This window comes from Bradyrhizobium sp. Gha (assembly GCF_900113735.1).
Taxonomy (GTDB): Bacteria; Pseudomonadota; Alphaproteobacteria; order Rhizobiales; family Xanthobacteraceae; genus Bradyrhizobium.
On record NZ_FOQM01000073.1, the window covers coordinates 1 to 13,868 of the forward strand.

General features: G+C 57.5%; 6 protein-coding genes and 3 pseudogenes. 2 read left to right on the plus strand and 7 right to left on the minus strand.

The annotated features are described in order from the left end of the window. Positions 1-178: 178 nt before the first annotated feature. From BM222_RS39135 to BM222_RS39170, 6 genes and pseudogenes are all read right to left on the minus strand, one after another. Positions 179-563: pseudogene (locus BM222_RS39135) on the minus strand (IS110 family RNA-guided transposase); the annotation flags it as partial. A 1,958-nt stretch (positions 564-2,521) separates the two neighbouring features. Next, positions 2,522-3,463, minus strand: a complete 942-nt coding sequence (gene folD, locus BM222_RS39145; RefSeq protein ID WP_092239937.1) for a bifunctional methylenetetrahydrofolate dehydrogenase/methenyltetrahydrofolate cyclohydrolase FolD — start codon at positions 3,461-3,463, stop codon at positions 2,522-2,524. Positions 3,464-4,427: 964 nt separating this feature from the next. Continuing rightward, positions 4,428-5,562, minus strand: a pseudogene (locus tag BM222_RS39155) (CaiB/BaiF CoA transferase family protein). Beyond that, positions 5,559-6,836: a methylaspartate ammonia-lyase gene (locus BM222_RS39160; RefSeq protein ID WP_092239938.1), complete on the minus strand. Its 1,278-nt coding sequence runs from the start codon at positions 6,834-6,836 to the stop codon at positions 5,559-5,561. Before BM222_RS39160 ends, BM222_RS39155 begins: the two are co-directional and overlap by 4 nt. Positions 6,837-7,047: 211 nt before the next feature. Then, positions 7,048-8,487, minus strand: a complete 1,440-nt coding sequence (locus tag BM222_RS39165; RefSeq protein WP_092239939.1) for an NAD-dependent succinate-semialdehyde dehydrogenase — start codon at positions 8,485-8,487, stop codon at positions 7,048-7,050. A gap of 198 nt (positions 8,488-8,685) precedes the next feature. After that, complete coding sequence (locus tag BM222_RS39170) at positions 8,686-10,089, minus strand: aminotransferase (RefSeq protein ID WP_092239940.1); 1,404 nt, start codon at positions 10,087-10,089, stop codon at positions 8,686-8,688. A 275-nt stretch (positions 10,090-10,364) separates the two neighbouring features. On the opposite strand from BM222_RS39170, the gene BM222_RS39175 reads away from it, so the two are divergent. Continuing rightward, complete coding sequence (locus tag BM222_RS39175) at positions 10,365-10,844, plus strand: Lrp/AsnC family transcriptional regulator (protein ID WP_092239941.1); 480 nt, start codon at positions 10,365-10,367, stop codon at positions 10,842-10,844. Between the two features lie 1,556 nt (positions 10,845-12,400). On the opposite strand, the gene BM222_RS41775 is transcribed toward BM222_RS39175, so the two are convergent. Then, complete coding sequence (locus BM222_RS41775) at positions 12,401-12,637, minus strand: hypothetical protein (RefSeq protein WP_210188547.1); 237 nt, start codon at positions 12,635-12,637, stop codon at positions 12,401-12,403. Positions 12,638-13,531: 894 nt separating this feature from the next. On the opposite strand from BM222_RS41775, the pseudogene BM222_RS39190 reads away from it, so the two are divergent. Beyond that, positions 13,532-13,868, plus strand: a pseudogene (locus tag BM222_RS39190) (ISNCY family transposase); the annotation flags it as partial.

Below are 13,868 nucleotides of genomic sequence, written 5' to 3' on the forward strand. Positions count from 1 at the left end.
TGCGGCCACCGCACGGCTTGGCCTTGACCGGCCCGAGCACGGCGGCATGCTGCCGTGGAACGGGACTGCATTCCTGGCTGGCACTTGCCGTCAGCGGCGGTTATGGTTGTCGGGCGCGGGCGACCTCGTGGCGAAGCGTGACGCGTCGGCTGCAAGCGTCACCGGACTGCCTATTTTGTCCTGCCGAGCTGAGGCGCCCGCGCGCCGAGTTTTGGCCGCCGCGGTTTCCATTGCGACACCAATCGTTCGTAGTTTCGCTCCGCCTGGGCGGCAATCAACATCTCACGGTCGCGCAGCGCCTTGATGTTGTAGGCATAGGCTGGTCCACGCCGGCTGCCCTTCTGTTGCGGATGTCCAGCTTGAAGTTGCATTGCGCGGGTCTTGTTGGCGACCAGCGCCGGGCGCGCCCACAGGTAATCCTCGCCCTTCGTCAACAAATGCCAGCAGAGCACCGTGAGCTTGCGAGCCACGGCCACCGCGGCGACCTGATGGCCACGCCGGGCGCGGATCCGTACGAAAAAAGCATGCAATGGACCGGGCGCCTTGGCCGCGGCCCAGGCAGCCGGTCGAAGCGACTGCCAACAGTATGGCGGTGTCGCGGGTTCTGGCGCCTTCACCTGCAGCGGATTGGCGATAATCACCCGTGCCACGAACGGCGGCATCGATCTTGTCGGTCTTAACGTGAGCCTGGGCGATCGCCTGCGCTGGAAACCACGCGCCTTTGAGCGCGATGATCCAACCGCGCGCAGACTCACCGTTCGCTCACCCCAGGCGGGCGGATAGTTGATGGAATACCCGACACGGCTATCCTTGCTGTACCCATTGCGCCGCAAGACGTTCTGCCAGATTGCCTCGACTTCCTCGCAACTTACGCCCGGCTTCGCGTTCTCAAGAGCGGGATCGCCGCCCTCGACAATAACTCCGCAAGACGCGCACTTTCACTGGGTGGCTTTCCGATAACGAACCGATTTCCCATTTGCGGTTCGGTGCGACGGCTGTCCCGCGCAGGCAGCCGACACGATCGAGCAGAAAATCGCAACGCTTATTGCAGGCCCCTTGGGCCTCATGTAAGCACCTCCCGGTTTAATGTTGTTTGCAGGTACTCTCCCGAAAGACCATGCCGGCCAAAACTTGCGCCCTCAAGGTTGGTGACGCACGCGAAAGTTCTTACAACCGACGCGATTGTCAGCCGGCAAAGGTCGGTAATATCGTAGATTTGCAGCTTCGCAGCACGACGGGATCAATGGCGCAACCAGCGGAAACGCCGTGCACTCGCAGAGGAAGGCTGCAATCTCGGGATCCGAGAAAACGAAGTCGCGCAAAACTGGCGACCACGTCGCCTCTCTACAGCCGGCACATCAATAGGTGGCAGCAACGCATCATTGCGTCGCGCCAGTACTTGCCGCCCTCGATGCCCCCCATTTCAATTCTCTCTCGGTCCGCCGAAGTCTCGACGGCAAGCAGATCTTTGTTGCAATGTGTCCAGTCTGCTGTGAGTACGGCCAAACGGCAACTGACGAAGCAAGCTTGGCACCAGCAGCAGACTTGAGGTCGCCACGGGAACATTGACTGCAGCAGAAAGGGCCGACTGATGCCGGATGAAGAAGCTGCAGTTCGCAGTTACTGCGATCGCGCCCCGGTCGACCAGACTCCTTGCGGCCGCGACGCAGGCCGGCTCGAGCGACGGATCCCCCCGGATCACGACTTCCGCCCACGCTCCCTCTACCGTTTCGGAAATAACGGGCAGCCTGAACGTCGCCGGGTTCATCGTCGAGCCAGGCAGTTGAGGCGGGCCTTCGAGACTAAGCACTCCGAGGAGTTCCCAGGCTCTGATTTCTAATAAATTCCGGAATCCCCGTCCTGTATTGACATCGGAAGGCGCGAGCCCGAAGCGATCAACTTCTGGACTTGAACGAGAACTGCGCGCCTTCCATCGACCGTCTTAAGTTACGCATCGCAACGCCTGCTCTTGCATTTCCCCGGGCAGAGAACGTTGCACGGCTCACACTCAAGATCGCCCAGAAGTCGTGGGCGCGCTCAGGTATTGTCGGGCTCGAACTCGCTCACGTGGTGGAAACAAGCCATATTCAATCGGACTCCACCGGTGCAGGTGAGGCAATGCCTCGAAATTTCAGCGCAGCTGCGGCGGCTGATATGCCAAGGCTGCTACCACTTGCGATGGCGGATGGGTCTTTTTGCGGAATTTGCAATCTTCGATCTCTCCCTCTCGCAACTCTTGCTGCCGTGGTTTCAGCGGACCGGAACTCGCCTTAAGCGAATAGTACCGGCTGATCGGGATTTAGTTGATATCAGTCTGCGCAGAGCAGGATTTCTGCCTTCTGTTTTTAAATTGACGCTTGACCTCGCGAGTTTTCCGAATACGAAGACGGAAAGCAGTTGTATGCGCAGCGCCTGATCGCGCCATTACGACGCGACGCCACGCGAGCTGACCAGCAGCCCGCCTTTCTGGCCTTTGAAATGCTGGAGTGCTAGGAACAATTCGATTGCAAAGCAGTTGCCCTCAGCAGATCCACCTCACGCCCCTCATCTCCGAGGCTGGCTGGCCCGAGGCAGCGTCACGATCAGTGACCAGAGACAACCCTCGCCGAGAAATTGCCGCGTTGACGGTGTTCGCGAGCAAATAAGCAACGGTCATCGGGCCGACGCCGCCCGGTACAGGGGTAATGTAGCTCGCGCGCTTGCTCGCTTCGGCGAACGCTACATCTCCGACCAGTTTGGTGACTCCGGTTGAATCGATCGCGCGATTGATGCCCACATCAATGACAATTGCACCTGGTTTGAGCCACTCGCCGCGGACCAGGCCTGCGCATCCGGCGGCAGCGACGACAATGTCCGCTCGCCGGCAGAGTTCGGGCAAATTTCGTGTCTGGAGTTGCGCACCTGTTACTGTGCATCCAGCATCGCCCAGCAGAATCGCCAAAGGCTTTCCAACAATATTTGAGCGGCCAATAACGATAACGTCGAGTCCGTTCAGGTCACTCACAACGGTCTTGATGAGATGGACCACCCCGAGCGGAGTGCAAGGAGCGAGAGCGGGGCAGCCGGCTGCTAATCTCCCGACATTGTAGGGATGAAAGCCGTCCACATCCTTGGCCGGATCGATGGCCTCAAGCACGCGCAAACGATCGATGTGGCCGGGTAGCGGAAGTTGAACGAGAATTCCGTCAATGGACTCGTCAAGGTTAAGTGCCTCGATCAACGTCAGCAGTTCGGTTTCCGTCACACTGCTCGGCAACACGTACTGCTGAGACTTCAAGCCCACAGCCTCAGCCTGCCTGGTTTTTGTCTTCACATACACGGAACTTGCGGGGTCCTTGCCGACAAGTACTACAGCCAAACCAGGCGTGACATCGCACTCTTCCTGCAGCACGGCTACCTCCCAAGCCACGCGAGCCCGAAGAATCTCAGCGATGGCCTTTCCATCAATTCGGATAGCATTCATGACCAATCCCTAAGGAATGTCCGCCGAGGTCGGTTCGAACTCTTGGGAGCCAGTTGCACGATCAGTGCTGAACCGTCACGCAGCCCCTGTGGCCAGCGCCAGACGAAATCAACTCTGACGCTCGCCTCCTCAGCGGCGCGGCGATTCGGGGGCGAGAGACGAGAGCTGTATAGGTATTCCGCTCTCGATTAGTGCAATGACTCGCGGGATAACGAATAAATGCTGCGTTTCGTCCGCTGATTTCGAGGACTTCCGCACGCGATGAAAGCAGTCGATCCTTGCACTTTTTTCCGAAACGAACCCGCAAGGCCTAACATTTCTTGGAGCAATGACTTCAGAAGAAGATGGTCGGGTCGGACACGGGTTGGCTTGGCTTGAAATGATACATCGTTCGGCGCGAGCGCCATCAGCTAAACTCGAGACTGATGGTCAGGAGCGGCTACTACCTGCCCCGCAGGAACTGCTGCTTATGCAGCATAAGCGCTTTGCATGCGATCTACTTCCGGCCGTCCGGAAAGATCGTGTAGCTCGGAGCCCAGATCCTGGAGAGTCTCCTTTTGACCGAGATGATGTGCCGTACAGGACAGTCGCTTCCTGCCTATGCGTAGCAACTCAGATCCGATGACAGGAAACTCGGCTTGCTCAGGCCGAATGATTGCAGCTCGCCCGACCACCTTGAAGCCACGCTCGCGGAACACGTGAAGCTCGCGCAGACGGTTGGATGAGCGTAGATATTCCGGACGGTGTTGTTAGATGCGATGTCCGCAAGTACAAGACGATCATCACCATACCAGGAGAAGATTTCCTTGGGGGCTGACGTTCGGGTTGCCTTCAGTATCAACCGTGGCCACCAGCATAGGGCCGCGTTTTTAATGTCGATGCATGATTTATCCTGTTCCTGTCACTGACCTCCACTCATCGTAAGACTCCTGAATCAGCTGGAGCCGAGATCTATTAGCAGTCGCTAGCGTCGCTGCGGCCCAAACTCGCTCCGCAAGGCCTCGGAATGGGCCCCCTGGCCGGGGACCGGCCCCAGTTCCGGAGCATTTTCCTCATCAAAAATCGGTGCCGGAGCAATCAGGTGAATTTCGCCTGTCGGCGTCGAGACCGCCACCCGTCGCAAGTGACAATGGTGCGTTACGTCTTCTATTTGGTTGAGCCGCCCATACGCCAGTTCGGCGGCTTCGAGTTCGCCCATTGCTTCGTGACTGGAAATCTGCGCAAACCGGGCGACTACTATTTCATCGAGGCTCGACCTGTTCCGCAAGCGCTTCATATTGTCAGCAAACTCTGGGCTGCGAATGAGTTCCGGCCGTTTGAGGAATTTAGTACAGAAGTTGATCCATTCACGATCATTTTGAACCGAGAAGATAATGTCCTTGGCGTCGGCGCACCGATATGCGCCGTATGGCGCGAGAGACGGGTGGTTTACGCCGGTTCTAATGTTGTGGTAGCCGCCGTAATCGAACTGAAGCACCGGAACATTCATCCAGTCCGCGATAGCATCGAAAAGCGAGACTTGAATGCTCGATCCCTCCCCCGTGCGTTCACGCTTGAGCAGTGCCTGCAAGATGGCATTGAGTGCTGTCATACCAGCCGAGATATCACACACAGAAACGCCCACGCGGGCCGGTCCGTGCGCTGTGCCGGTTATCGCACAGAGGCCCGTCTCAGCTTGGACAATAAGTCATATGCCTTCAAATGGGAAAACGGCCCGCCATCCCCGAATCCCGAAATGTCACAGGTAATCAGCCGAGGAAAGCGCATTCGAAGATTAGCAGAACCGAAGCCGAGCTTCTTCATGCTGCCAGGCTTCAGATTCTGGATGAAAACATCCGCCTGCCTGACCATTGCATCGAGGACGGCGCGGTCTGTATCGAGTGTCAGGTCGAGGCAAATGGATTCTTTCCCGCGATTCAGCCACACGAAATAGGCACTCTGGTCCCGGACCAGATTGTCATAATATCGTGCGAAATCACCGTCGGGGCGCTCGACCTTGATAACCCGCGCACCGGCATCCGCAAGCCGCGAAGACGCATGGGGGCCGCTACGGCCTGCTCGACCGCAATGACGGTCACGCCTTCGAGCGCATTTCTCATGCCGATGCCACAACGTTGTCAACATCATTTTGCTTGCGCCGGTAATTGAGAATGGAGAGCAACCTGCTCTGCTCATTCCCTACGATCGAGATACCCTCATCGACGCCCATCCCGGGTTTCGCAAGTAGCATGTCAGCCTGGGTCGCTACTGCGATGTGGACCGATGCCCTTGCCGACAGGTCCGTCTCAGTGCAGCTTCCGCCAACGTATGCGCCGATAGCATTTCTCTTACAGATCAGAACGCCCCTCGCGGTGTCCGCGATCGAGCCAACGTCGGGCATCTTAATCTGGATAAGATGAGCCGCTCTGGCTTTGGCGAACGATTCTATATCCTCAAGCGTATTGCATTGCTCGTCGACGACGATGCGGGCTTCGGTGCCACGTGCATCGAGCAGTTCGACGATTTTTGCGTACTCCTGCAGTTGCGCTTGCGTTGATCCAAAGTCTGCCGGGGACTCGATGTGAAGTCGATAACCGGGGACTTCATCGGCGATCCGAGCAATGAAGTCGGCAATCTTGTCCGCTTGCAGACCGATCTCGAGCCCAATCCAACCGTAAACGTCGAAATGCAGGATCGGATGATACCCGGGCTTTCCTAACTTTCTTGTGCGCTCGGCAACCCACTTGACGAAGCTGCGAAACGTCTCGCCTGAGGCACCAAACTTTTCGCGAGAATTGATCAATCCATGTGGCAGCACATCCACGGACTTCAGGATCATTTTGTCGACGTTCAGCTCCCGCGAATCACCGCTCTGAGCGTAGATCGGTATGGGCCTCTCGGGTAACGGCAGGGCAAATTCCGAGCAGATGATCTCGGCAAGGGTGCTCCGAGATAAATGTGCAGCAGCTCGAAGCAACGCCTGGCTTGCGCCATATTCGATCGCGAGGGGAAGCCGCTTTCCGTCATGGTGTGCGAGGACGCGTTCACAAGCCCCGCGGAAATTCGAGGCGTTCGCAGCGAGAAGCCGTGGTACGAGGATAGATCTGGTAAGTGCTTCGATGGTGTCTGCCTCAAACACGGGGTCGCGCCCGCCCGCTCCTGAGTATTGCACGCTCATCATGTCACCCCACACGATGGCATCATCCGACAACACCAGACCAATACTAAGCGACCGCGAGGGCATTCGGATGCCGGTGAACCCGGCCGTCGCGGCAGTTCCTAGATAGAGAAAGCCGTCATGGCCAGCCCCCGCGCGTATCGCAGCTTGATCGTCATAGAAAAAACTCCCGTATCCGGGAGCCAGGATTACATCCTTGATTGCAGACTGTGTCATTGCCGCTCAATCCGAGTTCATCGCCGCATTAATTTCCAGCGCACAAACGAGCCGGGAATCCAAACACACCATCAACGGCGTTTTCGATGCAGCGTCGATCTGCACTCCTCACTGGCTATCGCAGCACCCGTGAGGTCGCATCTAGTGAGCTATGCCCCCAGTTTTGCGGCGAATGATCCTTGATAAACGCCTGCACTGGTGATGGAGCCACCTATTGAACTTCCAGAACATGAGCAGTGTTAACAAGCTTCAGGTTCTGAAACGCCCTCAGTCCTTCTACGCCACCCTCATAACCGTAACCGCTCTGTTTTACGCCACCGATCGGAGCATCTGCAGATACGCCCTTTAGATAATTAACACTGACGGTACCGGCCGAAAGGCTGCGTATCATTCGTTGTTGCACATCGGGCGAGTTGCTGAAGATGTATGATGCAAGACCGTATTCGGTCGAATTTGCGCTTTCAATGGCTTCCTCGATGGTATCGAACGGCGCGACAGTGAGCACAGGCCCGAACGGCTCTTCGCGAAGCACCTGTGATTCCGGATGCACATTGCTTAGAATCGTCGGAGCCCAGTAGAATCCGGCTCGCTCAATGCGCTTGCCACCGCTTTCGACGCGAGCTCCGCGCTCCACGGCGTCCTTCGTCAGACGTTCCATCGCTTCAACACGCCTTGCGTTCGCCATTGGACCCATATTGCTTTCGGGGTCGTCCGGCAGGCCGACCCTGATTCTTTCGACCGTCTGAACGAGCTTTGATAGAAACTCCCTGTAAATCGGTCGAGCTACCAGGATGCGGTTCGGGGCATTGCAACTCTGACCAGCACATTCAAACTTGTATTCGGATATGGCCGAAACTGCCTTTGCGACGTCTGCGTCCTCAAAGACAACGACGGGAGAATGACCGCCCAGTTCCAGAACGCAGCGCTGCAGATTGACCGCCGCGATCTTCGCAAGCTGCTTGCCTACCGGCGTCGAGCCGGTGAAGGATAGCACTCGGATGATGGGCGACCCGAGCAGGTGCTCAGAGATCATCGGCGGGCTACCGAAAACCAGAGTCACGACGCCTGCGGGGATCCCTGCCTCTTGCAGTGCTTGCACGATATAGACGGCGGCGCTGGGTGTTTCCTCCGCCGCCTTTAGGATTACCGGACATCCAGCGGCGATAGGAGCTGCAAGTTTCCGCGCGTTGAGAACCGCAGGATAATTCCAGGGCGTGAACGCAGCGACCACACCAATCGCCTCCGGTACAATCTTCCGTTTCTGATCTATCGAAATTGCAGTCGACAATTCCTCCGCGTGGATGCCGTTCCACTCGAGTGTTTCGGCTGCGCGCGCGTACTCGGCCTTCGCTTCAGCCAAGGTCTTTCCCTGCTCTCTGGAAAGGGCAGCCGCCGCAAGCTCAATTTTTCCCTCAAGGATTCGGGCTGCGCGAACGAGACTCGCCCCTCGTTCGCGAGCGGGTGTTTCGGACCAGCGCTGAAGACTGAGTTGCGCAGACTTCAACGCATCATCAAGATCAGAGACAGACGCACTGGCGACTTGCCCGAACTCCTCCGCGGTGGCGGGGTTGACAAGCGCAACCACTGCGTCGTTCGCGCCGGAGCGCCACTTTCCATCGATAAAGAGTTTGAAATTTGCGTTATCTGCCATGCTCAATCGTCGCTCTGTTGTTCTCCGCTCACAGCGCAAATCTCACGCCTGGAGCACGCTTTCAACCGAACCATGACCGCAGACGATCTTCCCTGCGGTCGAGCTTAAGCAATCAGCTCATCCGTGGAAGTCTTCTCGTTCGCCGTCGCTGAACCTTTTTCGAGGAATCGGCCGCCAAGCTCGTTCGGTCGCCAGTCTTTAGATTTTTTCGCCGCTTCGGACGAGGTCGTCCATGACATGGCGCACTGCGCTCTCGGTGATCGACACGATCTCATCGATCTCAGCCTTGGTGGTTACGAGAGGTGGAGCGAAGCCGAGGATGTCGCCATGAGGCATCGCACGGGCAATCAGGCCACGGTCGCGGGCTGCCATGGACACTCGAGCACCGACTTTCAGCGATGGGTCGAATCGCCTCTTCGCATCGCGATCGCTTACGAACTCGATCGCACCCATCAGGCCGACCCCCCGCACTTCACCGACAATCGGAAGCTGTGCAAATTTCTTCTTGAGCTCCGCCTGGAAATACTCTCCCATTTCGCGGGCATTGCCAGGAAGGTTCTCTTTCTCGACGATGTCCAGAACGGCATTTGCCGTGGCGGCGCCAATTGGATGCCCCGAATAAGTGTAGCCGTGCGAAAACGGCCCGACCGTGTCAGCACCATCCTCCAGGACCTTGTAAACCTTTTCACCGATAATGGCCGCGGAAAGTGGGAAGTAACCTGACGTCAGGCCCTTCGCAACGGTGATCATGTCAGGTTCAATTTCGTAGTGCAGAGAACCGAACATTGAACCGGTGCGGCCGAAGCCGGTGATTACTTCGTCAGCGATCAGCAGAACGTCGTGCTTCTTCAGAACAGCCTGGATCGCCTTCCAGTAGCCTTCTGGTGGCGGCGTGATGCCCCCTGTTCCAAGCACCGGCTCAGCGATAAAAGCACCCACATTATTGGCGCCCAGACGGTCGATAAGCCGATCGAGTTCAGTCGCGCGACGAGCGGAAAATTCATGCTCCGTTTCGTCGGGATTCGCACCCCAATAGTGATGGGGAGCACCGGTGCGCACAATCTGCGGCAGCGGAAGATCCATGTGGTTATGGTAAAAGCTCATACCCGTCATAGAACCGGAAATCGCGCTGCAGCCGTGATACCCCCGTTCACGCGAGATGATCTTCTTTTTGTTCGGCTTACCTCGAAGGTTATTGTAGTACCAGACAAGCTTTGCTTGCGTCTCATTGGCATCGGAACCAGACATGCCGTAGAAGACCTTGCTCATCTTTCCTGGCGCCATCTTGACGAGGCGATCGGAGAGGATCGCGAGTTCGTCCGTGGTGTGCGCCGAGTAGCAGTGGTAGTACGCCAGACGATAGGCCTGCCGCGCAATCGCCTCAGCTACCTCGGCACGTCCGTAGCCAACGTTGACGCAGTACATGCCAGCGAAACCGTCAATCAACTGATTGCCCCGAGCATCCTCGATTCGGATACCCTTACCGGTTTCGATAATCGTCGGCTCCCCAAGCTTGCCGGATGCGAACTCCTTAAGCTGCGTGAAAGGATGCAGGACGGCATTTCTGTCCTTCTCGCAAATGTCTTTGACGTCAATGGTCATACGCACTTCCCTTCAATCTCAGGCGGTCGTGTTTAAGTTTGACATTTCAGTTTGGACACGCGTCGCACATCGTCCAAACACCGACGAGCCGCTTTCTGCGCCGGGACGGCTCGCAACACCATTTGAAAGCCCCAAGCGGCCATTTGTTGAACTACTTAAGCATTCAGGATACTGATGTCGCGAACATATTAGCGTCGTATGCCTTGCGGTTCAGAGGATTTCCTGCATTGTTAGGTCATTTAGCGCCGCGATTCACTGGACGCAGGAGTCGACTAATGCAGTACGACCGAACAGATGCCCGCATCCTCGAGATCGTTCAAAAGAACAACCGACTAACCTCCGAAGTGATCGGCGAGATGGCAGGGCTTTCGGCTACGGCGTGCCAGAGGCGACTGAAGAGGCTTCGCTCGGAAGGCATTATAGAAGCCGATGTGTCGATAGTTTCGCCGAAGGCGGTGGGACGATCCATTCAGATGCTGGTGCTGGTGAGTCTGGAACGGGAGCGTTCGGACATAATTGACAGATTCAAGAAAGCCATCAAAGCATCGGCCGAGGTCGTCAATGGCTTCTATGTCACCGGCGATGCTGACTTCGTCCTGTACATCACAGCGCGTAGCATGGAGGACTATGAACAGTTCACGCGAAGGTTCTTCTACGAGAACCCGAACATCAAGGGATTTAAAACAATGGTCATTGTAGATCGTGTGAAAGCGAGCTTTGCTATCCCGATCGAGATTCCATCCGAGAGTGAATGAACTCTACTGCCCACGTTTTAGCTTACCGCGGCAACTCTCTTTTTTGCTTTTTTGATCCTTGGTTCGCATAGAAGGACGCACTATCCAATTTCGAGGTCAATACCGCCGCTGCGCAGAATTTGGCGCATCAGGCCACGAGAGACACCGATAAAGAGCGGAAGATCTTGTTGGCTGTGGGGCAGCTGACGAGTAACTCGGCGTCTTACCACGAGGAGTCGGCGCTGCTTGGGCCATGATGTGAATGACGTCGTCAGCTGACAAAGTCGCACTTGCGCAAACCGCGCTGATCCTGCCGGTCATGCCGCTACTGGCGCAGTGACCGCGTTTGCGCTGACGCCTGATGTGCCGCAATTCTTATGTAAGCGCATTTCCAAGCCATTCTTTGTTCACTCGAAAGGCTCAACCGCGCTATCGTTTGGGCGCGTTGGAGCATCCGCCGAGCTGATTGAATCGAAAGGCATTAAACGAAGCCGCTGGCGCGGCATGTAGGGAGTCATAGCAAAGGATTGCCTCCTGTCTGAGAGGATTGCGGGTTTTCGAAGCCCAACCTTTAAGACAGGAGCTCTTCCGATGGCTGAGATCAGCCCACTTCGCCGCCGCATGATCGATGATATGACCGTCCGTAATCTGCCATCGTCGACGCAGCGATCCTTAGCTCAACGCTGTAGCGAAGTTGAGCCGACATTTCGGTCGTTCTCCGGACCGCTTCGACCTGGAGGATATCCGTGCCTTCCAGGTTCATCTGATTGTGACCGGGATGCCCTGACTAGCGCTGAACAGATCGTATGGGCGCTGCGATTTTTCCACGCTGTGACGCTTGTCCATGACACGCTTCCAGAGCGCATCGCGCTATGCGCGCAGATTGCCGGTCGTGCTGAGTGCAGTCGACGTCGTGCGCTCCCTAGAAACAATCCCAAGCCTCAAGAGCCGTACCGAGTTGACTACCGTCTATGCCCACCATCGGACATTGATCCGGGCCGAGCATGGCAAGGGCAGCAAGGATCGCTGCGTTCCAAGCTTTGGTTTCTGCGGACGTATTGGCTGCTCACTCGGCCAAAGCGATGGCTGTATCCCGGCCGCGACGACGAGCGTCCGCTCGTCCCGAACGTGCTGCACGCCGCCTTCCGTTCAGCCTGCGTGGCGGCCGGCTTGAGCAAGTCGGTGGCACCCATTAGCTGGCCGGCTGGTCAAGCGCGCAAAATTTCTCGCGGCAGCAAGCCGCCGACTCTGTTTCCGTAGCGGTTTCCAGCCACCGTGTTTGAATCGCGTGCGCTTCTTCGGTTGGTGGCTGCGTCCGCAGCGCGGATCGCGCCAGACACCCATCAGCAAGCATTGGTCCGACCGGGACCTTGCCCTGGCGGCATGGCCGCCCCAGAAGAACCTTGGTGCCGCGCAGTATCCAAAAGAGTTTCACAGAAGCCGTGGCTGCCAGTGTGGGTCGGCCTGCGGTTCGTGCGATCCGCTGTCAGTGAGGCTGGTGACGGCGACCGGCGCCCAATTCAGTGCTGCTGGTTGCATCTCCAGTCACCGTGCGTGGCTCGCCGGACCGCCGTCCCTCAGGCAAAGCGGGGCGTTACGTCGAACGGTTTGCCTTCCTTCAGGATGTGGTAGCAGGCGCGCGCGAGCTTGTGGGCCAACGCCTTGGTGGCAACGATGCTTTCTTGCGCTCGTAGAAGCGCCTGGCTTCCTAGCAAAAGCACCAAATTCGCCGCCTCGACAAAGGCCCAGGCCAGGTATTTGTTGCCGTTCTCGACGTTGCCCTCGCCTTTCTTCTTGCGGTTGCTGATGAGCACGCTGTCGACGCAGCGCGCGTATGACGCGAAGTTCCCGACATGGGCCAACCGATCGATGGGCCGGTTTGCAGAAACACGATGGTGGCGAGCGCCCGGCCGGTGCCGGAACGCTGGTCAGCAGGCCGTTTTGCGGCTGCGGCTTGACGCGCTCTTGCAGGCGCGCCTCCAGAACCTCGATCTGCGACTGGCGTCGCGATGACCGCAACATGGGCTTTGATTGCCAAGCCGACATCCGCCGACACGGGCAGGAACGGCGCGATGCTTCCTCGGTAGGATTGTGCCCGTCGGCAGATGCTCAGTCGTAACAGGTGGGCCAGATGGCGTGCGTCGGTCGTCACCGCCGTGCTTTAGCCGTACTGCTTGATCGCCGCCGTGTTGGCAAGCAGCACATGGAAGCCCGCATCCTGCAAGCCATCCACCCAGCCAATGCCAATTGTAGGTCGGCTCGATTACCACGCCGGACATTTGCCCTTGCAGCGGTCGTAGAAAGCAGACGATTTTCGAGAGTTCGTTGGGCAACCGCTTCTGCGCCACAAAACGATCGTTATCGTCGAACGGCAACAACAGCGTTGTTTGAATGCAGATCAATCCCGCCATACATCATCTTCGCCTCCCTGCGGTTCAAAGTGATTCGATCAGAACGAACTCACTTTACTTCCGCGGCCTTCCGCGCTGCGAAGCCCGGCTAGATGATCTTGTGCATACGCTGCGGCGCACATCCGCCACCCATCTCCTGGAGAGGGTTCGGCCATGCGAGTCTGGCCAATGCGGCTCGCTATATGTCGCGCGGCGATCAGGATGGAAGGCGCATTGCCTCGCCCTAATTGTTACCGGATGCTGAGCCGTTGCCTCACGTAAATTGCTCCCTTGGATCGGGAGCGAGCGGGGGCGAAGATGGGGTGGCTAAGCATGGCAACGCGGAAGGAACTGACGGCGGCAGCAGGCGCGCGCTATCGGCGTTCGGATCGCGCGAAGTAGACGCGGATATGGACGAGTTCGTCGACATCACCGGGTTCCATCGCAAACATGCGATGCGACTACTTCGAGGTCAGGAAGACGCGCGCCCAAGCCGAAGGGCGCGACGTCGAATGTATAATGAGGTCGAACACAACGGCTCGTGCTCCTTTGTGAGGCGTCAGACCGGATCTGCGGGAAGCGGCTGAAGGCGTTGATGCCTGCGTTGATTGAGGCGATGGAACGGCATGGCCACCTCGACCTTGCCCCCGAGATC